This window comes from Pseudomonas sp. KU43P (genome assembly GCF_033095865.1).
Taxonomy (GTDB): domain Bacteria; phylum Pseudomonadota; class Gammaproteobacteria; order Pseudomonadales; family Pseudomonadaceae; genus Aquipseudomonas.
In genome coordinates, this window is the sequence record NZ_AP019365.1 from 1,965,397 (window position 1) to 1,987,231 (window position 21,835).

The 21,835-nt window shown below is 64.0% G+C and carries 18 protein-coding genes and 3 pseudogenes; 13 read left to right on the top strand and 8 right to left on the bottom strand.

What is annotated here, in order from left to right:
* Positions 1-432: 432 nt before the first annotated feature.
* Complete coding sequence (locus KU43P_RS08895) at positions 433-1,443, bottom strand: hypothetical protein (protein ID WP_317662378.1); 1,011 nt, start codon at positions 1,441-1,443, stop codon at positions 433-435.
* A 105-nt stretch (positions 1,444-1,548) separates the two neighbouring features.
* Here KU43P_RS08895 and KU43P_RS08900 point away from each other — a divergent pair, with 105 nt between their 5' ends.
* The 13 genes and pseudogenes from KU43P_RS08900 to KU43P_RS08960 all read left to right on the top strand — a co-directional run bounded on the left by KU43P_RS08900 (position 1,549) and on the right by KU43P_RS08960 (position 14,472).
* The gene (locus KU43P_RS08900; RefSeq protein ID WP_317662380.1) at positions 1,549-1,926 is read left to right on the top strand and encodes a hypothetical protein; all 378 of its coding nucleotides are present in this window, start codon (positions 1,549-1,551) and stop codon (positions 1,924-1,926) included.
* Positions 1,927-2,020: 94 nt separating this feature from the next.
* Positions 2,021-2,809 (top strand): alpha/beta fold hydrolase, encoded by a 789-nt coding sequence (locus KU43P_RS08905; protein ID WP_317662382.1) that lies wholly within the window; start codon positions 2,021-2,023, stop codon positions 2,807-2,809.
* Positions 2,806-3,660, top strand: coding sequence for an alpha/beta hydrolase (locus tag KU43P_RS08910; protein ID WP_317662384.1), 855 nt, complete (start codon positions 2,806-2,808; stop codon positions 3,658-3,660). Before KU43P_RS08905 ends, KU43P_RS08910 begins: the two co-directional genes overlap by 4 nt.
* 109 nt (positions 3,661-3,769) lie before the next feature.
* Positions 3,770-4,552 (top strand): DUF4892 domain-containing protein, encoded by a 783-nt coding sequence (locus KU43P_RS08915; RefSeq protein ID WP_317662386.1) that lies wholly within the window; start codon positions 3,770-3,772, stop codon positions 4,550-4,552.
* Positions 4,553-4,564: 12 nt separating this feature from the next.
* Positions 4,565-5,617, top strand: coding sequence for an AI-2E family transporter (locus tag KU43P_RS08920; RefSeq protein ID WP_317662388.1), 1,053 nt, complete (start codon positions 4,565-4,567; stop codon positions 5,615-5,617).
* Between the two features lie 223 nt (positions 5,618-5,840).
* On the top strand, positions 5,841-5,930 hold the full coding sequence (gene kdpF, locus KU43P_RS08925; protein WP_033743702.1) for a K(+)-transporting ATPase subunit F: 90 nt from the start codon (positions 5,841-5,843) through the stop codon (positions 5,928-5,930).
* 9 nt (positions 5,931-5,939) lie between these two features.
* Positions 5,940-7,634 (top strand): potassium-transporting ATPase subunit KdpA, encoded by a 1,695-nt coding sequence (gene kdpA, locus KU43P_RS08930; RefSeq protein ID WP_317662390.1) that lies wholly within the window; start codon positions 5,940-5,942, stop codon positions 7,632-7,634.
* A gap of 10 nt (positions 7,635-7,644) precedes the next feature.
* On the top strand, positions 7,645-9,699 hold the full coding sequence (kdpB, locus tag KU43P_RS08935; protein WP_317662391.1) for a potassium-transporting ATPase subunit KdpB: 2,055 nt from the start codon (positions 7,645-7,647) through the stop codon (positions 9,697-9,699).
* 10 nt (positions 9,700-9,709) lie between these two features.
* On the top strand, positions 9,710-10,261 hold the full coding sequence (gene kdpC, locus KU43P_RS08940; RefSeq protein ID WP_317662393.1) for a potassium-transporting ATPase subunit KdpC: 552 nt from the start codon (positions 9,710-9,712) through the stop codon (positions 10,259-10,261).
* 142 nt (positions 10,262-10,403) lie between these two features.
* Positions 10,404-10,619 (top strand): annotated as a pseudogene (locus KU43P_RS27010) (sensor histidine kinase KdpD); the annotation flags it as partial.
* A 145-nt stretch (positions 10,620-10,764) separates the two neighbouring features.
* Positions 10,765-10,980, top strand: a pseudogene (locus KU43P_RS27015) (sensor histidine kinase KdpD); the annotation flags it as partial.
* A 145-nt stretch (positions 10,981-11,125) separates the two neighbouring features.
* Positions 11,126-13,780: a sensor histidine kinase gene (locus KU43P_RS08955; protein ID WP_317662397.1), complete on the top strand. Its 2,655-nt coding sequence runs from the start codon at positions 11,126-11,128 to the stop codon at positions 13,778-13,780.
* On the top strand, positions 13,777-14,472 hold the full coding sequence (locus KU43P_RS08960; RefSeq protein WP_317662398.1) for a response regulator: 696 nt from the start codon (positions 13,777-13,779) through the stop codon (positions 14,470-14,472). Before KU43P_RS08955 ends, KU43P_RS08960 begins: the two co-directional genes overlap by 4 nt.
* Positions 14,473-14,520: 48 nt before the next feature.
* Here KU43P_RS08960 and KU43P_RS08965 read toward each other — a convergent pair whose 3' ends face one another.
* From KU43P_RS08965 to KU43P_RS08995, 7 genes and pseudogenes are all read right to left on the bottom strand, one after another.
* Positions 14,521-15,876 carry a hypothetical protein gene (locus KU43P_RS08965; RefSeq protein WP_317662400.1) on the bottom strand — a complete coding sequence of 452 codons (1,356 nt, stop codon included), beginning with the start codon at positions 15,874-15,876 and terminating at the stop codon, positions 14,521-14,523.
* 144 nt (positions 15,877-16,020) lie between these two features.
* Positions 16,021-17,078 (bottom strand): annotated as a pseudogene (locus tag KU43P_RS08970) (NAD(P)-binding protein).
* Between the two features lie 118 nt (positions 17,079-17,196).
* Positions 17,197-17,460, bottom strand: coding sequence for a DUF3077 domain-containing protein (locus tag KU43P_RS08975; protein WP_317662401.1), 264 nt, complete (start codon positions 17,458-17,460; stop codon positions 17,197-17,199).
* Between the two features lie 133 nt (positions 17,461-17,593).
* The gene (locus KU43P_RS08980; protein WP_317662403.1) at positions 17,594-17,833 is read right to left on the bottom strand and encodes a hypothetical protein; all 240 of its coding nucleotides are present in this window, start codon (positions 17,831-17,833) and stop codon (positions 17,594-17,596) included.
* Positions 17,834-18,118: 285 nt separating this feature from the next.
* A complete protein-coding gene (locus KU43P_RS08985; protein ID WP_317662405.1) occupies positions 18,119-19,738 on the bottom strand; it encodes an ABC transporter ATP-binding protein in 1,620 nt (539 codons plus the stop codon).
* A 1-nt stretch (position 19,739) separates the two neighbouring features.
* Positions 19,740-20,759: an ABC transporter permease gene (locus KU43P_RS08990; protein ID WP_016393134.1), complete on the bottom strand. Its 1,020-nt coding sequence runs from the start codon at positions 20,757-20,759 to the stop codon at positions 19,740-19,742.
* Position 20,760: 1 nt separating this feature from the next.
* Positions 20,761-21,834, bottom strand: coding sequence for a microcin C ABC transporter permease YejB (locus KU43P_RS08995; RefSeq protein WP_317662408.1), 1,074 nt, complete (start codon positions 21,832-21,834; stop codon positions 20,761-20,763).
* Between the last annotated feature and the right edge of the window lies 1 nt (position 21,835).

Genomic DNA, 21,835 nt, shown 5'->3' on the forward strand with positions numbered 1-21,835 from the left:
GGTGCTTCCTTAACGCCTCATGAGGAGGATGCATTTTGGAAGGACGTATCCATGGCTCAGCCCGCACGACGCCGCGAATCCGAGCCGAGCTCCAAGCGTCGAAAGAGTCGAATCGAAAGCTCGCCGCCTGCGCAAGCACATATACCTTGCACTTTTCACGGGTGGCTAACGTTGCCGAGCAGCCTTGGCGATGTGAAATGAATTGCCGCCGTTTGAAACTGGCAAGTTCGCGTGACTTGCCAAGCAGGCTGGAGAATCTGAATAACGATGCAGCTGTTGCGCGAACCAGCCGGCACCACGCTCCTGCTGTTGCGGGGTTAGGGCTCAACGACAAGGAGCGACCGCAGGCATTGGGCGATCAGCAAAGCGTCTATCTGGCCATGCGCCGCAGCCTCGATTCAATGCTGGACGGGTAGGTTCTGGATGCGGCTCTCACTGCTTCCAGCAGACGGATGTAAGCCGCACGGTGGTCGAGTGGGGCGGCTGGCCAGGATTGCACTCCAAAAGAATACAGACACCCTCGACGTCCCTGTGAAAATGCGAAGGTGTGGCGCCGACGGGTATCGTCATCGTTGCGCTATTTGCGTTCAATGGGAGGCGGATAGTTTGCCTTTGATCACCGTTCAGGTGCCATTCTGCGCGGAAGTTCAGAGTATGAATGTTTGGGCTGATCAAATAAAAGTTGAAAGTAACGGTGAGTGGACTTGTCAGTGGGTAGGTAACGCCTGCTATGCCAACACGCAGGAAGCTGTAGGCCCTGCCATCTGTTGTATCCCCATCGTAGAAAGACAGCTCACGACCGCTAGCGGATGCAACGATTTGAGCATTGGCCGCGCCGCCGTTTGCGGCTTGAGGAAAAATGTTCAAACGGGAGGGGAAGTAGTTACGGCTATTGTCAGGGTAACGTTGCCCTACCGGTGCGCTGGAGAAGTCTTCACAGATTTCACGTGACAGAATTTTTAGCGGCACGACAGGAGATGGCACTGGGCCGCCGCCGAATGCGCGAGTAACTTCATACTTCACCTGTTGTGTGGTGTCCGCGTAAGCGTCCACCGTCGTTTTGGGGATAAAGAAGTTCTGCTGAACCTTGGCGTTCACGCGTTGTGCGGGTGTGGCATACGTTCCGAAGTGCATGACGATCATGTCCCCGATCTCCATGCCCTGGTACACCGGCACATCGACGGGCAGCCCGGTAGTGGGTACAGCGTTGGGCGGGAGTTGATTGCCCGGCGCCAACAGTATGACAGGAGGATGCAGTAGCAGATCGTCCCGTTTGCTTACTTTGAACGTCAGCGGCTGTGATTGCCCTGCGCGACGGTTGGTCGTTATCAGTGACATGTGCAGATCTCCTGGCGAGAGGGTGATGGCAATCACATTATGCAGCACGGCCAGTGGGGCGAAACTGGCAAAAATATCAGGTATGCGGCGGTACACGGTCGGCACGTTCAGGCACCCTGTACCTGGTATTTTTGCCAGTTGCCGTGCGCTTTGGCTCGCGGTTAGCGTTGAGCCAAAGCCCTGAATAAGTCGGGGATCAGGGAGTGGCGCATGAGTGTTCGACGTTTGGAACTGGTGAGTTCGCTGGATTTGCTGAGCACGGTGGATAGCCTGCACAACGGTCTTGAGCTGGACTTTGCTCAGTACAGCCTGCTGCGTGAAGCGGCCGAGGCCAAACTCTGCCTGCTCAGGGAACGAGTAAAGCGGCGCGATGCACGGGCACCGCAGAATGCCGAGGTGGAATTGGTCAACCTGCAGAGTGCCTGCCTGCGCGTCGCCCATCTGCTGCAGACCAGTTGCCTGGCGTTGCGCCGCCTGCAACTGGACTACCAGGACCAGTGCCTGGCGCGCGAAGCGTTGGAAAGCCAACTGCTGTACATGCAAGCCTGCCTGCGCCGCTCGATGAGCAGTTTCAAGTCTGGGCAATGACCTGATTGCCCTTGCCGATGACCTATACGGACATTGCCGAACGCCAGTGCCATGCCGACAATGGGCCATCCTTCCCTGCTCCGGACCCGGCGCCATGTCGCAGCAGATCTTCTTCGCCCATGCCAACGGCTTTCCCTCGGCCACCTACGGCAAGCTGTTCGCTGCCCTGGCGCCGGACTACCAGGTCAGCCACCTGGCCCAGCACGCCCATGACCCGCGCTTCCCGGTGAACGAAAACTGGCAGAACCTGGTGGATGAACTGCTGCACCACCTGGCCCGCCAGGACACACCGGTATGGGGTGTGGGCCATTCCCTGGGTGGTGTGCTGCACCTGCATGCGGCCTTGCGCTGCCCGCATTACTACCGCGGCGTGGTGATGCTGGATTCCCCAGTGCTGACCCGCGCCGACCAGTGGCTGCTGCGCACCGCCAAGCGTTTCGGCTTCATCGATCGGATCACGGCGGCGGGGCGTACCCTAGGGCGGCGTGAGGCATTCACTGACCGCGACAGCGCGCGGGACTACTTCGCCAGCAAAAGCCTGTTCCGCCACTTCGACCCCGACTGCCTGGACGCTTACGTGCAGCATGGCCTGGAAGAGGCCGAGCAGGGGTTGCGCCTGCGTTTCGACCCGGCCACCGAAATCAGCATCTACCGCAGCATCCCCCATGCCAGCCCGGCCCCCGCGTGGCAGTTGCAGGTGCCGTTGGCGATGGTGTGCGGCGAACGTAGCAATGTGATTCGCCGTCATCACCGACTGGCCGTGCGTGGCATGCCCACGGGTGAATACCACCGCGTGCCCGGTGGCCACATGTTCCCCCTGGAGCGGCCGACCGATACCGCCAGCCTGATCAAGGGCCTGTTCGACCGCTGGAGCCAGGCATGAGTGCACACGTCGAGGAAATCCGCCTGAGCCTTGGCCATATCGAGCTCGCCGCGCATCTGTTCGGCCCCGCTGACGGCCTGCCGGTGATCGCCCTGCATGGGTGGCTGGACAACGCCAACAGCTTCGCCCGCCTGGCGCCGCAATTGAAGGGGCTGCGCATCGTCGCCCTGGACCTGGCCGGGCATGGATACTCCGAACACCGGCCGCCAGGCGCCGGCTATGCGCTGGCCGACTATGCCCACGACGTGCTGCGGGTTGCCGAGCAGCTGGGTTGGCAGCGGTTTGCCCTGCTCGGGCATTCGCTGGGCGCGATCATTTCGGTGCAACTGGCCGGGGCGCTGCCTGAGCGGGTCAGCCATCTGGCGTTGATCGACGGAGTCATCCCGCCGACCGGTGCCGAACAGGACGCCGGTGAGCGCCTGGGCATGGCCCTGCAGGCCCAACTGCGCCTGGACGGCAAGCGCAAGACGGTATACCCGACCCTGGAGGAGGGCGTGCAGGCGCGCATGAAAGGCATGGTCGCGGTCAGCCGTGAGGCCGCCGAACTGCTGGCCCAGCGCGGCCTGATGCCGGTGCCCGGTGGTTACAGTTGGCGCAGCGACAGCCGCTTGACCTTGCCGTCCCCGGTGCGCCTGAGCCAAGCCCAGGCGATGGCTTATGTACGCCGGGTGAGTTGCCCTTCCCGTCTGGTGGTAGCCGCAGACGGCATGCTGGCCCGCCACACCGAATTGCTGGAGCAGCTACCCTTTGAGCAGGCAGTGTTGCCCGGAGGGCATCACCTGCACCTGAACGATGAAGAAGGCGCGGCCCTTGTCGCAGACTGTTTCAATCGCTTCTTTGGCTTTGCTTGACTTGCACCGGACAAGTGTCGAGGCTTGGCGGGTTGAACAGGGAGACAACCATGTACATGCCAGACATCCATCAATCTTTCACCGGCGCCGCGTGCGGCATGGGTGGCCGATGAGCATTCGAGTTCTCGTCGCCGGCTGCCTGGGGCTCGCCAGCCCGTTGTTGTGGGCCGGCAGCCTGCCGGTCCCCGTGGATGCCAAGGTGGTCGACCAGCGCCCGGCCGTGGAGCAGGAGCGTATCTACCCGATGGGCCCGCTGCGCAAGATCAGCGGCCGCCTGCGCGTCGACGACAAGGTCGAGAGCCGCGGCCAGGTCAGCTCGGTAACCTATGAACTGCCGGTCGAGCGTACCGCGCGCGAAGCCTTCACCAGTGCCCGCGAAGCATTGCAGCACGACGGTGGCTACCCCTTGTTCTGGTGCCAGGGCCGCGACTGTGGCGAGGCCAGCCTGTGGGCCAACGATGTGTTCGGCAATGCCCGCCTCAATGGGGGTGACGAGCAGCAGGCATTCATCCTGTTGCGCCGTTCCGCCGAAGAGGCCGACACCTTGGTCGCGCTGTACAGCGTCACCCGCGGCAACCGCCGCGCCTACCTGCATGTGGAAGAGTTCGTCGCCGGCAGCCCGCTGGGCGACCTGCTGCCCACGGCGGCCACGGTGCTGCGCGAAATGCGCGACACTGGCAAGCTCGACTACCCTGACCTGAGCGCGCCGCAGCCCACCTGGGTGGGCCTGCTCAGCCGCAGCCTGAACCTGGACAGCACCTTGCGCGCCAGCCTCAGCGGTGTCGAGGCCGAGGCCTGGCGCGAGCAATTGGTCAAGGCCGGCGTGCGCAGCAACCGGCTCGAAGTCGGCAGCGCACCTACCGATGGCTTGCACCTGGAACTGATCCGTTGAACGAGTGCCAGCATGGCCAACAATGACCGCCTGTTGATCCAGATTGTTCTGCTGGCGTTGCTGGGTGCAGCGCTGTGGGTGATGGCGCCCTTCATTTCCGCGTTGTTGTGGGGCGCCATCCTAGCCTTCGCCAGCTGGCCGTTGATGCGCCTGCTGACGAGGGTGCTGGGCGGGCGCGAAACCTTGGCTGCCAGTTTGCTGACCACGGCCTGGATCTTGATCGTGGCGTTGCCGCTGGTGTGGCTGGGGTTCAACCTGGCAGACCATATTCGCGATGCCACGGCTTTCGTGCGCGATGTGCAGGTCGACGGCCTGCCTGAAGCGCCGGACTGGCTGGGCAGCATCCCCCTGGTCGGCGAGCGCCTGGTCCGTTGGTGGCAATCCATGGACCAGCAAGGTGCGGCGCTGATCGCCTCGGTCAAGCCATACCTCGGCCAAGTCGGCAACTGGCTGTTGGCACGCAGCGCCCAGATCGGCAGCGGCGTGCTGGAGTTGTCCCTGAGCCTGGTCTTCGTGTTCTTCTTCTACCGTGACGGCCCGCGCCTGGCGGCGTTCGTGCTGCGGTTGCTGCAGCGGTTGGCGGGAGACCGCGCCGAGTACTACCTGGAGCTGGTGGCGGGAACCGTGCAGCGGGTAGTCAACGGCGTGATCGGTACCGCCGCGGCCCAGGCGCTGCTGGCGCTGATCGGCTTCCTGATTGCCGGTGTGCCAGGGGCCATCGTGCTGGGCCTGGTGACCTTCATGCTCAGCCTGATCCCCATGGGGCCGCCGCTGGCCTGGATACCCGCCACCGGCTGGCTGGCGTGGAAGGGCGAGTATGGGATGGCGGTGTTCCTGGGCATCTGGGGTACCTTCGTCATCAGCGGCGTGGACAACGTGCTCAAGCCTTATCTGATCAGCCGGGGCGGCAACTTGCCGCTGGTGATTGTTCTGCTGGGCGTTTTTGGTGGGTTGATTGCCTTTGGCTTCATTGGTCTGTTCATCGGGCCGACCCTGTTGGCGGTGGGGTACAGCCTGCTGCTGGACTGGAGCCGCAATGCGGGGCAGCAGACGCCGCAGCGCTGATCTGACAGTCCCTATCGCCAGCAAGCTGGCTCCCACAGGGGAGGTACCCCATAGCCGCCTGTGGGAGCCAGCTTGCTGGCGATAGGGCCTGTCCAGCCACCCCAAAGCTCAATCTTTACGCTTTCTTTATTCCCACCCCCACCCCTCGATCTCGCCCCTTTACGCCCCTCCCTCGCACACTTTCCCCAAAGCGGCCCAAGCCGCACCAAGGGGAGTTCCACTCATGTACATGCTCGACGGGCTGTCACTGCTTCTGGCAGTGGCATTGGCGATTTACCTGCTGGTGGCGCTGCTGCGCGCCGATCGCAGCTAGGGAGCGGCCATGCACAGTCACGACTTCGTTTTGCTGCTGGCATTCTTCGCCATCGTGCTGCTGCCGGCACCTTGGCTGGGGCGGTTCTACTACAAGGTCATGGAAGGCCAGCGCACCTGGCTGACGCCACTGCTCGGCCCCGTCGAACGCGGCTGCTACCGGCTCGCAGGGGTGAAGGCTGAACAGGAGCAGGGCTGGAAGCAATACGCCCTGGCGCTGCTGGCCTTCAACCTGGCCGGCTTCCTGTTGCTGTTCGCCATCCTGCTGTTGCAAGGCTACCTGCCACTGAACCCGCAGCACCTGCCGGGCCAGGCGTGGTCGCTGGCCTTCAACACGGCGGTGAGCTTCGTCACCAATACCAACTGGCAGGCCTACAGCGGCGAGGCCTCGGTCAGCTACCTGAGCCAGATGCTGGGCATGACCGTGCAGAATTTCGTCAGCGCCGCCACCGGCCTGGCCGTGCTGGTCGCCCTGTGCCGCGGCATCGCCCGCCGCTCGAGTGCCAGCCTGGGCAACTTCTGGGTCGACATGACCCGCGCCACCCTCTACGGCCTGTTGCCGCTGTGCCTCGTGCTGGCACTGCTGCTGGTTTGGCAGGGCGTACCGCAGACCTTCGCCGACTACGCCCATGCCGTGACCTTGCAGGGTGCCGACCAGAGCATCCCGCTCGGCCCGGCCGCCAGCCAGATCGCCATCAAGCAACTGGGCACCAACGGTGGCGGCTTCTTCGGCGTCAACTCGGCGCACCCCTTCGAGAACCCCACGGCCTGGAGCAACCTGTTCGAGGTGGCCTCGATCATCCTGATCCCGGTGGCGCTGGTGTTCACCTTCGGGCATTACGTCAAGGACCTGCGCCAGAGCCGGGCGATCCTGGCCTGCATGCTCAGCCTGTTTCTCATCGGCGGCGCCACCGCGCTGTGGTCGGAGTACCAGCCGAACCCGGCGCTGGAAAGCGCCCAGGTGCAGCAGGGCGCGCCCATGGAGGGCAAGGAAAGCCGCTTCGGCACGACCGGCTCGGTCCTGTGGACGGTAACCACCACCGCGGCCTCCAATGGTTCGGTCAACGCCATGCACGACAGCCTCAACCCGCTGACCGGCATGGTGGCGATGGTCAACATGATGGTCGGCGAGGTGATCTTCGGCGGCGTCGGTGCCGGGCTCTACGGCATGCTGCTGTTCGTGCTGATCGCGGTGTTCCTGGCGGGCTTGATGATCGGCCGGACCCCGGAATACCTGGGCAAGAAGTTGCAGGCGCGGGAAGTGCAGCTGCTGGTGGCCACCTTGCTGGTGATGCCGGTCGGCGTACTGGTGCTCGGCGCCATCGCCGCCAGCCTGCCGGGCCCGGCAGGCGCGGTAAGCAACCCGGGCGCCCACGGCTTCAGCCAGCTGCTGTACGCCTACACCTCAGGCACTGCCAACAACGGTTCGGCATTCGCAGGTTTTGGCGCCAACACGGTGTTCCACAACCTGATGATCGGCCTGGCCATGCTCATTGGCCGCTTCGGCTACATCCTGCCGATCCTGGCCTTGGCTGGCAGCCTGGCGGCGAAGAAAAGCGCGCCCCAAGGCCTGAACAGCTTCCCCACCCACGGCCCGCTGTTCACCGGCCTGCTGGTGGTGACCATCCTGCTGGTCGGTGGCCTGACCTTCCTGCCGACCCTGGCCCTGGGGCCGATCGCCGAACACCTGAGCCTGGGTTTCTGAGGAGCTGACCATGAATATGCCCATTCCTGAAGTGAACGCCCCGCACAGCGCCAAGGACCAGACCCGTTTCGCCGCGCTCTGGCGCCCGGCGCTGGTGCAGGCTTTCGTCAAGCTCGACCCGCGCCAGCTCAAGCGCTCGCCGGTGATGCTGGTGGTGGCCCTCACCGCCGTGCTGACCACCGCGCTGTGCTTCGCCCCCGATAACGGCGTGAGCACGGCGGTGGCCGTGCAGATCGCGTTGTGGCTGTGGTTCACCGTGCTGTTCGCCAACTTTGCCGAAGCCCTGGCAGAAGGCCGTGGCAAGGCCCGCGCCGACAGCCTCAAGGCCGGTAGCCAGGGCCTCACCGCGCAACGTCGCCGGGGTGATGGTTCGTTCGAAACCGTCGCCGCCAGCCAACTGCGCAAGGACGATGTGGTGCGAGTCGTGTCAGGGGGGATGATCCCCGCCGACGGTGAAGTGCTCGAAGGCATCGCCGCGGTCAATGAGGCGGCCATCACCGGTGAGTCGGCGCCGGTGATTCGAGAGTCCGGTGGTGATCGCTCGGCGGTGACCGGCAATACCCGCCTGGTGTCCGACTGGCTGCTGATTCGCGTCACCAGCAACCCGGGCGAGTCGACCCTGGACCGCATGATCGCCCTGGTCGAAGGCGCCAAGCGGCAGAAGACCCCCAACGAAATCGCCCTCGACATCCTGCTGATCGGCCTGACCCTGATCTTCCTGATCGTGGTCGTCACGCTGCAGCCATTCGCCCACTTCGCGGGCGGCAGCCTGCCGTTGATCTTCCTCGCCGCGCTGTTGGTGACGTTGATTCCGACCACCATTGGCGGGCTGCTCTCGGCCATCGGTATCGCCGGCATGGACCGCCTGGTGCGCCTGAACGTGATCGCCCGCTCGGGGCGTGCGGTGGAAGCGGCCGGCGATGTGCACACGCTGATGCTCGACAAGACCGGCACCATCACCTTCGGCAACCGCCGTTGCAGCGCGCTGCATGCGGCCACCGGCGTCACCGCCAAGGAGCTTGGCGAGGGCGCCTTGCTCGCGTCACTGGCCGATGACACCGCCGAAGGCAAGTCGATCGTCGAGTACCTGCGCCAGCTGCACGACTTCGTCGAGCCGGCTGCCGAGCAGTTCGAAGCCATTGCCTTCAGCGCCGAGACGCGCCTGTCTGGCATTGACTTCCAGCAACACCGTTACCGCAAAGGGGCGGTCGATGCGGTGCTGGCCTTCGTCGGCATGCACCGCCTGGAGATGCCGGCCGCACTGGCCCGCGAAGTGGAGCGCATCGCCCAGAGCGGTGGTACGCCGCTGCTGGTGTGCGTGGACAAGCGCCTGCTCGGCGTGATCCACCTCAAGGATGTGGTCAAGCCTGGCATCCGCGAGCGTTTCGCCGAACTGCGCAAGCTGGGCATCCGCACGGTGATGGTGACCGGCGACAACCCGCTGACCGCCGCCGCCATCGCCGCCGAAGCTGGCGTGGATGACGTGCTCGCAGAAGCCACCCCGGAGAAAAAGCTGGCGCGCATTCGCCAGGAGCAGAACGACGGCCGCCTGGTCGCTATGTGCGGCGACGGCGCCAACGACGCCCCGGCGCTGGCCCAGGCCGATGTCGGCATGGCCATGAATGACGGCACCCAGGCCGCCCGCGAAGCCGCCAACATGGTCGACCTGGACAGCGACCCCACCAAACTGCTGGACGTGGTGCAGGTCGGCAAGGAGCTGCTGGTGACCCGCGGTGCGCTGACTACGTTCTCCATCGCCAACGATGTGGCCAAGTACTTCGCCATCCTGCCGGCGCTGTTCGCGGCCATCTACCCGCAGCTGGGCGTGCTCAATCTGATGCACCTGGCCAGCCCGCAAAGCGCGATCCTCTCGGCGATCGTGTTCAACGCACTGATCATTATCGTGCTCATCCCCCTGGCCCTGCGCGGCGTGCGCGTGCAGGCGGCGAGTGCGGCGCACCTGCTGCGGCGCAACCTGCTGATCTACGGACTGGGCGGCATTGTCGTGCCATTTGCCGGGATCAAGCTGATCGACCTGCTGCTCAACGTTTTGCACCTGGTCTGAGGAGGCCACCATGAACAACTATGTACGCCCGGCACTGAGCCTGATCTTGCTGATGACGGTGCTCACGGGTGCGCTGTATCCGCTGGCGGTGACCGGCATTGCCCAGGTGGCATTCCCGGAACAGGCCAATGGCAGCCTGGTGCGGGATGCCTCGGGCCAGGTGCGCGGCTCGGCGCTGATTGCCCAGGATTTCCAGGGCGATGGCTGGTTCCATTCGCGGCCTTCGGCGGGGGGGTATGCCACCGTGGCCAGCAGTGCCAGCAACCTGTCGCCGAGCAACCCGGCGCTGGCCGAGCGGGTGGCCGGGGATGCGGCGAAGTTGTATCGGGCGGAGCAGGGGCCGGTGCCGCAGGCCTTGCTGACCACGTCTGGCAGTGGGCTGGACCCGCATTTGCCGCCGCAGGCGGTGGCTTACCAGATCCCGCGGGTGGTGGCATCGCGGCAAGTGCCGGTGGAGAGGTTGCAAGCCTTGCTGGAAGAGGCCACCCTCCACCCATTGATCGGGCCGCCGGTGGTCAATGTGCTGGCGTTGAACCAGGCGCTGGAGAATTTGGGACAGTGACGCTGGGGCCGCTTCGCGGCCCAATCGCCGGCAAGCCGGCCCCCACAGGATCGGCACAGGTCTTGCGTCGTGTGGGGCCCTTGTGGGAGCCGGCTTGCCGGCGATGGCCTGCGAAGCAGGCCCAACCATTGAAGGATGAAACATGAGTAACGCAGCCCGCGCCGACGCGCTGTTGGCCAATCTTCCGCGCGAAGGCCGCGGCCGGCTCAAGGTCTTCCTCGGCGCCGCCCCCGGTGTAGGCAAGACCTTCGCCATGCTCCAGGCCGCCCACGCCCAGCAACGCCAGGGCGTGCAAGTGCTCGCCGGGATGGTGGAAACCCACGGCCGCGCCGAAACCGAGGCCTTGCTTGGCGGCCTGCGCCACCGGGGCCGCTTCGCGGCCCAATCGCCGGCAAGCCGGCTCCCACAGGATCGGCACAGGTCTTGCGTCGTGTGGGGCCCTTGTGGGAGCCGGCTTGCCGGCGATGGCCTGCGAAGCAGGCCCAACCATTGAAGGATAAAACATGAGTAACGCAGCCCGCGCCGACGCGCTGTTGGCCAATCTTCCGCGCGAAGGCCGCGGCCGGCTCAAGGTCTTCCTCGGCGCCGCCCCCGGTGTAGGCAAGACCTTCGCCATGCTCCAGGCCGCCCACGCCCAGCAACGCCAGGGCGTGCAAGTGCTCGCCGGGATGGTGGAAACCCACGGCCGCGCCGAAACCGAGGCCTTGCTTGGCGGCCTGCGCCACCGGGGCCGCTTCGCGGCCCAATCGCCGGCAAGCCGGCTCCCACAGGATCGGCACAGGTCTTGCGTCGTGTGGGGCCCTTGTGGGAGCCGGCTTGCCGGCGATGGCCTGCGAAGCAGGCCCAACCATTGAAGGATGAAACATGAGTAACGCAGCCCGCGCCGACGCGCTGTTGGCCAATCTTCCGCGCGAAGGCCGCGGCAGGCTCAAGGTCTTCCTCGGCGCCGCCCCCGGTGTAGGCAAGACCTTCGCCATGCTCCAGGCCGCCCACGCCCAGCAACGCCAAGGCGTGCAAGTGCTCGCCGGCGTGGTGGAAACCCACGGCCGCGCCGAAACCGAGGCCTTGCTCGGTGGCCTGCAGCAGCAGCCGCAACTGCGCAGCGAGTACCGTGGCGTCACCCTCGAGGAAATGGACCTCGACGGCCTGCTCAAGGCCGCCCCCTCCCTGGCCCTGGTCGACGAATTGGCCCACACCAACGCGCCCGGCAGCCGCCACGCCAAGCGCTGGCAGGATGTGCAGGAACTGCTTGCCGCTGGCATCGACGTGTACACCACAGTCAACGTCCAGCACCTGGAAAGCCTCAACGACAAGGTCCGCGACATCACCGGCGTACAGGTCCGCGAAACCCTGCCAGACTGGGTACTGCAGGAAGCCTTCGAGCTGGTGCTGATCGACCTGCCGCCACGCGAACTGCTCGAACGCCTGCGCGAAGGCAAGGTGTATGTGCCCGAGCAGGCGAGGGCTGCGATCGATGCCTACTTCTCGCAAACCAACCTCACCGCACTGCGTGAACTGGCCATGCAGACTGCCGCGGCCCAGGTCGATGCCGACCTGGCCCATGGCTACCGCCAACGCGGCCAGGAGGCGCCGACCCTGCGCGGGCGCATGCTGGTCGGCGTTGACGGTGACGACCAGGCCGAGCGCCTGGTGCGCCATGCCAGCCGCGTTGCGCAGCGGCGTCATCTGCCCTGGAGCCTGGTCCATGTCGACAACGGCCGGCTGCGCGACGAAACCGCCCGCCACCGCTTGCAGGCCGCCCAGCAACTGGCCGAACGGCTTGGCGGCGAAGTGGTACTGCTGCGCGCCGGCGAAGTGGCGCGCACGCTGATCCAGCATGCCGTCGAGCGTCGTGCCAGCCTGGTGTTGGTGGGGCAGTCCCGCGACCGGCTGCGCCGGCGTTTCTTCGGTGCAGGCGTGGCGGCGCGCCTGCTGCGTGAAAGCCATGGATTGGAGGTCAACGTACTCGACCGCGACGCACAGCCGGCCCCGGCGAAGGCTGCGGTGCAACGGGTTTGGGTGTGGCGGCATTACCTGCTGGCATTACTCGCCACTGTGCTCGCGGCGGGGTTGTCATGGGCCGTGTCGAGCGTGCTGGCATTGCCTAATATCTCCCTGGTGTTTCTCGCCGCCGTGCTGCTGGTCGCTGTGCGCAGCAGCCTGGGGCCGGCGCTTGCCTGCGCGGCCTTGTCGTTCCTGACTTACGATTTCTTGTTCATTCCGCCGAACTTCTCCTTCAGCATCCAGCGCGAAGAAGACGTGCTGACGCTGGTGTTCTTTCTGCTGATGGCGGCCCTCACCGGCAATCTCGCCGCGCGTCAGCGCAGCCAATTGCAGGCCTTGCGCGAAACCCAGGCGCAGACCAGCCAACTGCTCGACCTGTCGCGCCGGCTGACCGTGGCCACCGACCGCCAAGCGGTATTCAACGCCGCAGGTCAGCACCTGAACGGCTGGCAGGACGTGCAAGTGTGCCTGCTCGAGCGCAACGCCGAAGGCTTGCTGCAGCTGGCCAGCGGCGAAGCGCACGTGCTGGGCGACAATGAGCGCGCCGCCGCCGAGTGGGCCTGGCAACACGGCCAGGCTGCAGGGCATGGCAGCGATACGTTGCCCAATGGCCGCTGGTGGTGGTGGCCGTTGGCCGTCGATGATCAGCCCTTGGCCTTGCTCGGCGTGCGCCCGCGTTCCGGCGAGCCGCTCAGTGCCCAGCGCCGGCGCTTGCTTCAGGCACTCGGCCAGCCCCTGGCCCAGGCGCTGGCCCGTGCCCGCCTGGCCGAGCAGTTGGAGGCAGCGCGCCTGCACGGCGAAACCGAGCAACTGCGCAGCGCCTTGCTGGCCTCGGTCTCCCACGACTTGCGCACCCCGTTGACGGCCATGCGCGGCAGCATCGACAGCCTGCTGGCGCTGGGCGAAGCGATCCCCGCCGAGGATCGCCGCGAATTGTTGGAAGGCACCCGTGACGAGGCCGAACGCCTCGACCGCTACATCCAGAACCTGCTGGACATGACCCGCCTCGGCCACGGTGGCTTGAAGCTCGCCCGCGACTGGGTGGTCCCGGCCGATATCGTCGGCAGCGCGCTCAACCGCCTGCGCGTGGTGCTGGCGCCGTTGCGCGTGCACACCAACGTCCCCGCCGAGCTGCCGCTGCTGTTCGTGCATGCTGCGCTGATCGAGCAGGCGCTGATCAATGTGCTGGAGAACGCCGCGCGTTTCTCGCCTGCTCAAGGCCGCCTGGAACTGCAGGTATCGGTACACGAAGAGCAGCTGCGTTTCGCTGTCAGCGACCAGGGCCCGGGCATCCCGGTGCCTGAGCGCGAGAAAATCTTCGACATGTTCTACACCGCCGCTCGCGGTGACCGGGGCGGGCAGGGAACCGGCCTGGGCCTGGCGATCTGCCAAGGCATGATCGGCGCCCACGGTGGGCAGATACGGGTCGGCGAAGGCATCGATGGCCAGGGCACCTGCATCACTCTATGCTTGCCGCTCCCTCAGCAACCCGAAGCCGAACACGAAGCCCCATGAGCCAGTCCGCCACCCTCCTGGTCATCGACGACGAACCGCAGATTCGCAAGTTCCTGCGCATCAGCCTGGTCTCCCAGGGCTACAAGGTGATCGAAGCCGCCACCGGCAGCGAAGGTCTGGCCCAGGCAGCATTGGCCAAGCCCGACCTGGTGGTGCTCGACCTCGGCCTGCCGGACATGGACGGCCAACAGGTGCTGCGTGAACTGCGTGAATGGAGTGCGGTGCCGGTGCTGGTGCTGTCGGTGCGGGCCAGTGAGGTGCAGAAGGTCGACGCGCTGGACGGCGGGGCCAACGACTACGTGACCAAGCCGTTTGGCATCCAGGAGTTTCTCGCCCGAGTACGTGCGCTGTTGCGCCAGGTGCCGCAGTCCGGTGGGGGCGAAGTGTCGGCCAGCTTCGGGCCACTGACCGTGGACTTTGCCTTTCGCAAGGTGACCCTGGCGGGCGTGGAGGTGGCGCTGACGCGCAAGGAGTACGCGCTGCTGGCGCTGCTGGCCGGGCACCCGGGGCGGGTGATCACCCAGCAGCAGCTGCTCAAGGATATCTGGGGGCCGAGCCATGTGGAGGACACCCATTATCTGCGGATCGTGGTCGGGCATTTGCGGCAGAAGCTGGGTGATGATCCAACGGCGCCGCGGTTCATCATTACCGAGGCCGGCGTCGGTTACCGGCTGGTTGCGCCTTCACACTAGCGACCGGCTGACGCAGCGGCCCGAAGGCCGTTGCGTCAGCAAAGGCTGTCAAGTCTCTTTCAGGACGATGACGGGGCGTGGAGCGTGGGTCTGACCAGCATCGACGAACTGACCGTTGCCTGATCGCACATTGCATATATTCATGAAATAGGCCCAGCCAGCACTTGCTGGTTGGTTACTCCAGATGCCGAATGCAATATTCGGATGGCTCCTGGCCAGTGGCCAATTAAGCAGTGTGGCCACGTCCGCGTTCTCCCTAGCGTACATGTCGTACATCTGTTGCATTTCTGTCGTCGAAGCAAGGCGCCCGCCCCAACTTGCTGCAGTCTGCAAGGCTGTCGCCCAATTTTGCAAACCACCAGTGTCCTGCATCGTTTTTACACCGGTGACCGTCAAGAGGAAATGGCCAGTCACGCCGGAGGCATCTGTGGCGTTGATGTAGGCAGTGCCGTTTCTCCATACGGTGATCAAGCCGCTATTGTTGATCGTTGCCACCGTCGGATTTTGGCTACTGTAGGTATAAGGGGGGGTTCCACCTTGCGCAGTTCGCGTGAACATCGCCCCAGCGGGCGGGTAGACAGGGTTGCGCGAAGTCGCGACGACGTAATTGGTGGCTGGAAATGTGTAGTTGCTGCCGAAGTCGAGCCCAGATTGAACGGTATAGCTTTTCAATGGGAAGCTGACGGCGGCAGAACCATCATTGAATGCCACGGTGAGGTATAGAGTGAGCGTCGAATTGTTCTTGAGCTGCCTGAGCGTAGATAGGGCAACGGGCGCCTGCTGCTGCGATACGCTGCCAACCGCAAAATTCTGCCAGGTCGGATGGCTCCAGTTGTAAGCCCCGCCATCATGGCCAGTACCCTCGAAACGTAGGCTGATCTTCTGCCCGACCGCCATGAAGGGCCACACATTTACTACCACGGTCGCGTCACGTACCAACCCTGTGATGTTCAGCTGGCCTGTGTTGTTGGCTTCGAGAATAATCGGTCCATGTGCGTTCAAAGCCGGTGGATCTACTTTCAGTGTCAACACCCCGGACGTGTCGGTCACACCCTTGTGGGTAACCTCGTAGATCACGTTGATACTGCGGCTTATCCCCTTGATGATATCCGGTCTGTTCACCGGCACCGTGACAGTGCCACCGGCTTCCCCAGCTCGTGCTGGGTAGCGTGTGCCATCCCAGATCAGCACGATGCTATCGGTTGTGCTCATCTTGTCATAGTTGATAACCACATTGACTGGCACATTTTCAATCGGCACCAGCACATTGTCGGGTGCTTCGCGCACACTGGGTGCAGGCAAAGTCAGGCTGACATTGCGAACGGTGAACACCAGTGGCGAAGAAGTGCGGGTGATGGCGTTGCGCGTGCTCGAACAGGTCTGGGAGGTCATGGTTGTTTTCATAGAATCCTCGTCGATAAGCGGGCGCCGAAATACAGTTTTTGGTTGAACCAACTATGCAAAGCGGACTGTTGATTAACCTATACAAAGCGCGTGCACGTGTAACCTGTCAGTTTTGCTAGGTCCGGCAGTTTTATCCGTGACACCTCACCCCAGTTCACTCACCGCGCGCCACGCCTCATCGATGGCCGCGTGGGCGTAGGGGGCCCCGGCTGCATCGGAATTGGCGATGGTGACATTGCCGACCTTCTGGCGGGCCAGCGCCATCAGCGCTGCGCTTTGCTGCATGTCATCGAACAAGGGATTGGCAAAATACGAGTAGCCGTGTGGCCAACGATTGACGGTGACGGCCTGGACATCCTTGCTGTAGTCAAAGCCAGCCGGCCCCAGCATGGCTTGCAACTGATCGCGGATCATGGCTTCCATCTGCTCGAAACTCATGGCGTAGAGCTTGCTGCGCCCGGTACGGGCCTGGCTGCGGGCGTCCAGACCCGAACCTGGGCTGGTAGGCACATGGACCATGTGCAGGCCGATGGGCCGGTTCGGATCACGTGGGTGGCGGTAACCACCGATATCGACCGGGTAGTCCAGCTTGACCCGGCTGTAGGGCTGGTTCGGCGCATAGATTTCATGCACGCCCAGTTTCATGAAGCTGCGCCAGTTGCGGATGATCACTTTGCTGTACACCAGCGGGAACTTCACGTTCTGCGCTCGAAGGCGGTTTCGAACCGGTCCACATTGACGTTGAGCGCCTTGAGCAGCCCGTTCACGGTATCGCTGAACAGATGCTTGGGTGACTGAAACGCTTCGCTGCCACCGTAGCCGAGGATCAGCCCGTCGCTGGCGTTGAATTCATTGCGCGTGGCGTGACCGCCGAAGTCATCATGGTTCTCGAGGATCAGCACGCGTGCCCCTGGGTGCTTTTGCCGATAGAACCAAGCGGCTGACAACCCGCTGATCCCACCACCGACCACCACCAGGTCGTACTGCTCTTCTACCTGCAGGTTGTCGGTGTCGAACACCTTCTTCTCCCAGCCCATCTGGTGCGCCACCTCGAACGCGCCGGGGTGGCTGCCGCGCAGGCCGGTGAGGGCAGGGGGGTAGTAGCGACCAGAAGGGGCGGCCTGGAGGATCTGTATCGGGGTGAGGCCCGCACCGATGGTGAGGGCTACGCCATTGAGAAAGTCGCGTCGTGTGATGGTCATGTCAGTGTCCTTACCGGGAAACCATTTGGCCATCGGAGTCTAGTTGCGCCCCCTCGATCATGGGCGCAGCCCTGCCAGGTAAAGTGCTTCCAAAGATGCACAGGCAGTGCCCGTGACCTCAGTGCATCATGCCCAGTTCGGCGTCATCGATCAGCGCCTTGGCCAATGCGCTCAGGTAGTGCGAGGCCCAGATCAGTTGGGGGTTGTCGTCCATCAGGCCGGCGATGGTCATGTCGCGCACATAGCCCATCAGCTCGGAGGCTTGTTCGCGGGCGTCCTGGCAGGGGATGCCGGGTTCGATGCGGAACAGGGGGTGGGTGTGGTTTTCGCCTTGGAAGAAGGTGGTTTTGCCTACGGTGAAATGGGTGTTGTCTGTGGTCATTGCATCATCTCCCTGAAATTTCCGTTGCCTGGGCTGGCCCTATCGCCGGCAAGCCGGCTCCTACAGGGATCTCCACAGGGCCTGTAGGAGCCGGCTTGCCGGCGATAGGGCCAGGCAACACATCACTGTTGGTCTAGTGCAGCGTCCTCGGCTCAGCCGGCATCTGCACCTGGATCAACATGGATTCGAGCATGACGCGCAGCGCCTCCATCTCATGCATCGACGCCATCATCAGAATCGAAGCAGGTGCCTTGGGCTGCAGCAGAAGTGCCTGGTGAATCACGGTCTGGGCGCACAGGGCGTAGTCCGTGGCCTGGATGAGGGTGTCTTCGAGGGAGTGGTTGTGCGGTGGATCGGGGACGATCTTTAACATGACGACTTTCCGTTTTGGTGCGGCCACCTGACTGCTGTCAAACAGAAGGGTGGCAGCTGTACGTGGGTTGACAGACCGGCGGAAATCGTAAAGTTCCGGCGCACGCAAGCGTGCCCGCACGTACAGCCGCCATAAAGGGCGTTCCGTACACGATTTCCCGTCACAGCCTGTCAAAGCTGTATCGTTGATTTGCAACGACCCACCGAGCCTAGGGCTCTGCCAGAACGACCGCAACGGAAAAATGGCGGTAAGAGTATCTTTGGGAAACGTCCTACAAGATAGAGCTTAAAACTGATTTCTTTCCCCATTCGGCTGCAAGAACGCCGCTTCCAGCAACTGCTGCGTGTAAGCATGTTGCGGCGCACGGAAGATCGCCTGCGCATCCCCCTGTTCCACCACATGCCCATGCTTGATCACCATCAGCTGGTGGCTCAGCGCCTTGACCACCGCCAGGTCATGGCTGATGAACAGGTAGGTCAGGTTGTACTTCTGCTGCAGATTCCTCAGCAGCTCCACCACCTGCCGCTGCACCGTGCGGTCCAGCGCTGAAGTCGGCTCATCCAGCAGAATCAGCGCAGGCTTGAGCACCAACGCCCGGGCAATCGCGATGCGCTGGCGCTGCCCGCCGGAAAATTCATGGGGATAGCGATGCCGCGTGCGCGGGTCCAGCCCCACTTCCTCAAGCGCCGCAATGATCGCGGCCTCCTGCTCGGCCGGGGTGCCGATACGGTGAATCCGCAAACCCTCGCCGACGATATCCGCCACGCACATGCGCGGGCTGAGGCTGCCGAACGGGTCCTGGAACACCACCTGCATCTCGCGCCGCAGTGGCCGCACTTGCTTCTGGTTCATCTCTTCCAGCGATTGCCCGTGGAAGCGAATACCGCCGCGGCTGGAAATCAACCGCAGAATCGCCAGCCCAAGGGTGGACTTGCCCGACCCGGACTCGCCGACGATGCCTAGTGTCTGCCCCTGGGGCAGGCTGAAATTGATGCCGTCCACCGCCTTCACATGGTCGACCGTGCGCCGCAGCAACCCCTTCTTGATCGGGAACCACACCTTCAGGTCGTTCACTTCCAGTAGTGGCGCGCCAACCGGGTTGTGCGCCGGCCCACCGCTAGGCTCGGCATTGATCAGCATCTGGGTGTAGTGATGCTGCGGCGCGCTGAACAGCGTGGCGCAATCGGCCTGCTCGACGATCTGCCCGCGCTGCATCACGCACACCCGGTGGGCGATGCGCCGGACCAGGTTGAGGTCATGGCTGATCAGCAGCAGTGCCATGCCCAAGCGCGACTGCAGCTCCTTGAGCAAGTCGAGAATCTTCAACTGCACGGTCACATCGAGCGCGGTGGTCGGCTCGTCGGCAATCAGCAGGTCCGGCTCGTTGGCCAGGGCCATGGCGATCATTACCCGTTGGCGCTGGCCGCCGGAGAGTTCATGGGGCAGGGCCTTGAGGCGCTTACGCGGCTCGGGTATACCGACCATTTCCAGCAACTCCAGGGTGCGCGCCGTCGCTTCCTTGCCGGTAAGGCCCTTGTGCAGCAGGAGGATTTCGTTGATCTGCTTTTCGATGCAATGCAGCGGGTTCAGCGAGGTCATCGGCTCCTGGAAGATCATCGCAATGCGGTTGCCGCGGATGCGCTGCATGACCTTTTCGTTCTGTTGCAGCAGATCTTTGCCTTCGAAGCGGATGCTGCCGCTGGGGTGACGCGCCAGGGGGTAGGGCAGCAGGCGCAGGATCGAGTGGGCGGTCACCGACTTGCCCGAGCCGCTTTCGCCGACCAACGCCAGGGTTTCGCCCTTGCGGATGTCGAAGCTGACGCCGTCGACCACGCGGTTGACCTGCTCCCCGGTGACGAATTCCACCGCCAGGTCGCGCACTTCGATCAGGTTCTGTTCGGTCATTTCACTTCCTCGGGTCGAAGGCATCGCGGGCGGATTCGCCGATGAACACCAGCAGGCTCAACATGATCGCCAGCACGGCGAAGGCACTGATGCCCAGCCAGGGCGCCTGCAGGTTGGACTTGCCCTGGGCCACCAGCTCGCCCAGCGATGGCGCACCGGGCGGCAGGCCGAAGCCGAGGAAGTCCAGCGCAGTCAGGGTGCCGATGGCGCCCGTGAGGATGAACGGCATGAAGGTCATGGTCGAGATCATCGCGTTGGGCAGGATGTGCCGGTACATGATCGCGCCGTTGCGCATGCCCAGCGCGCGCGCGGCACGCACGTATTCCAGGTTGCGCCCGCGCAGGAATTCGGCGCGCACCACATCCACCAGGCTCATCCACGAGAACAGCAGCATGATCCCCAGCAGCCACCAGAAGTTGGGCTGCACGAAGCTTGCGAGGATGATCAGCAGGTACAGCACCGGCAAGCCCGACCAGATCTCCAGAAAGCGCTGGCCGGCAAGGTCCACCCAGCCGCCGTAGAAGCCCTGTAAGGCGCCGGCGATGACGCCGACGATGGAACTGAGAATGGTCAGGGTCAGGGCGAACAGCACCGAGATGCGGAAGCCGTAGATCACCCGTGCCAATACATCGCGGCCCTGGTCGTCGGTGCCCAGCCAGTTGTCCGCCGAAGGCGGTGCGGGGGCGGGTACGCGCAGGTCGTAGTTGATGCTCTGGTAGCTGAACGGGATCGGCGCCCACAGCACGAAGCTGTCCTTCTTGGCCAGCAGTTCCCGGATGTACGGGCTCTTGTAGTTGGCCTCCAGTGGGAATTCGCCGCCGAAGGTGGTTTCCGGGTAGCGCTTGAACGCCGGGAAGTACCATTCGCCGTCGTAGCGCACGGCAATCGGCTTGTCGTTGGCGATCAGTTCGGCGCCCAGGCTCAGGCCGAACAGGATCAGGAACAGCCACAGCGACCACCAGCCGCGGCGGTTGGCCTTGAAGCGCTCGAAGCGCCGGCGATTGAGAGGGGACAAGGCCATGTCAGTGCTCCCGGCTGGCGAAGTCGATGCGTGGATCGACCAGGGTGTAGGTCAGGTCGCCGATCAGTTTCACCACCAGCCCCAGCAGGGTGAAGATGAACAGGGTGCCGAAGACCACCGGGTAGTCGCGGTTGATCGCCGCTTCGAAGCTCATCAGGCCCAAGCCGTCGAGGGAGAAGATCACCTCGATCAGCAGGGAGCCGGTGAAGAAGATGCCGATGAAGGCCGAGGGGAAGCCGGCGATCACCAGCAGCATGGCATTGCGGAACACGTGCCCGTACAGCACCCGCGGGCGGCTCAGGCCCTTGGCCTTGGCAGTGACCACGTACTGCTTGTTGATCTCGTCGAGGAAGCTGTTCTTGGTCAGCAGGGTCATGGTGGCGAAGTTGCCGATCACCAGCGCGGTAACCGGCAGCACCAGGTGCCAGAAGTAGTCCAGCACCTTGCCGGTGGTGGACAGCTCATCGAAGTTGTTGGAGGTCAGCCCGCGCAGCGGGAACCAGTCGAAGTAGCTGCCGCCGGCGAACAGCACGATCAGCAGGATGGCGAACAGGAACGCGGGGATGGCATAGCCGACGATGATCGCCGAACTGGTCCAGACGTCGAAGTGGCTGCCGTGGCGCACCGCCTTGGCGATGCCCAGGGGGATCGACACCAGGTACATGATCAAGGTGCTCCACAACCCCAGCGAAATCGACACCGGCATCTTCTCGACGATCAGGTCGATGACCTTGGCGTCACGGAAGAAGCTGTCGCCGAAATCCAGCTGGGCGTAGTTCTTGACCATGATCCACAGGCGCTCGGGCGGCGACTTGTCGAAGCCGTACATGCGCTCGATCTCGGCGATCAGGGCCGGGTCCAGCCCTTGGGCGCCACGGTAGTTGGAGCCGGCCACCGACACTTCGGCGCCGCCACCGGCGATGCGGCTGGTGGCGCCCTCGAAGCCTTCGAGCTTGGCGATCATCTGCTCAACCGGGCCGCCGGGGGCGGCCTGGACGATGATGAAATTGATGATCAGGATGCCGAACAGGGTCGGGATGATCAGCAGCAGGCGGCGCAGGATGTAGGCCAGCATG

Excerpts from the sequence above, each read along its gene's own strand:
- KU43P_RS08920 (WP_317662388.1), top strand. The coding sequence starts at position 4,565 with ATGGCCAACAATGACCGCCTGTTGATCCAGATTGTTCTGCTGGCGTTG.
- KU43P_RS08985 (WP_317662405.1), bottom strand. The coding sequence starts at position 19,738 with ATGACCGAACAGAACCTGATCGAAGTGCGCGACCTGGCGGTGGAATTC.
- KU43P_RS08960 (WP_317662398.1), top strand. The coding sequence starts at position 13,777 with ATGAGCCAGTCCGCCACCCTCCTGGTCATCGACGACGAACCGCAGATT.
- KU43P_RS08995 (WP_317662408.1), bottom strand. The coding sequence starts at position 21,834 with ATGCTGGCCTACATCCTGCGCCGCCTGCTGCTGATCATCCCGACCCTG.
- kdpB (WP_317662391.1), top strand. The coding sequence starts at position 7,645 with ATGAATATGCCCATTCCTGAAGTGAACGCCCCGCACAGCGCCAAGGAC.
- KU43P_RS08980 (WP_317662403.1), bottom strand. The coding sequence starts at position 17,833 with ATGTTAAAGATCGTCCCCGATCCACCGCACAACCACTCCCTCGAAGAC.
- KU43P_RS08900 (WP_317662380.1), top strand. The coding sequence starts at position 1,549 with ATGAGTGTTCGACGTTTGGAACTGGTGAGTTCGCTGGATTTGCTGAGC.
- kdpA (WP_317662390.1), top strand. The coding sequence starts at position 5,940 with ATGCACAGTCACGACTTCGTTTTGCTGCTGGCATTCTTCGCCATCGTG.
- KU43P_RS08990 (WP_016393134.1), bottom strand. The coding sequence starts at position 20,759 with ATGGCCTTGTCCCCTCTCAATCGCCGGCGCTTCGAGCGCTTCAAGGCC.
- KU43P_RS08915 (WP_317662386.1), top strand. The coding sequence starts at position 3,770 with ATGAGCATTCGAGTTCTCGTCGCCGGCTGCCTGGGGCTCGCCAGCCCG.
- kdpC (WP_317662393.1), top strand. The coding sequence starts at position 9,710 with ATGAACAACTATGTACGCCCGGCACTGAGCCTGATCTTGCTGATGACG.
- KU43P_RS08955 (WP_317662397.1), top strand. The coding sequence starts at position 11,126 with ATGAGTAACGCAGCCCGCGCCGACGCGCTGTTGGCCAATCTTCCGCGC.
- kdpF (WP_033743702.1), top strand. The coding sequence starts at position 5,841 with ATGTACATGCTCGACGGGCTGTCACTGCTTCTGGCAGTGGCATTGGCG.
- KU43P_RS08905 (WP_317662382.1), top strand. The coding sequence starts at position 2,021 with ATGTCGCAGCAGATCTTCTTCGCCCATGCCAACGGCTTTCCCTCGGCC.
- KU43P_RS08965 (WP_317662400.1), bottom strand. The coding sequence starts at position 15,876 with ATGAAAACAACCATGACCTCCCAGACCTGTTCGAGCACGCGCAACGCC.
- KU43P_RS08910 (WP_317662384.1), top strand. The coding sequence starts at position 2,806 with ATGAGTGCACACGTCGAGGAAATCCGCCTGAGCCTTGGCCATATCGAG.
- KU43P_RS08975 (WP_317662401.1), bottom strand. The coding sequence starts at position 17,460 with ATGACCACAGACAACACCCATTTCACCGTAGGCAAAACCACCTTCTTC.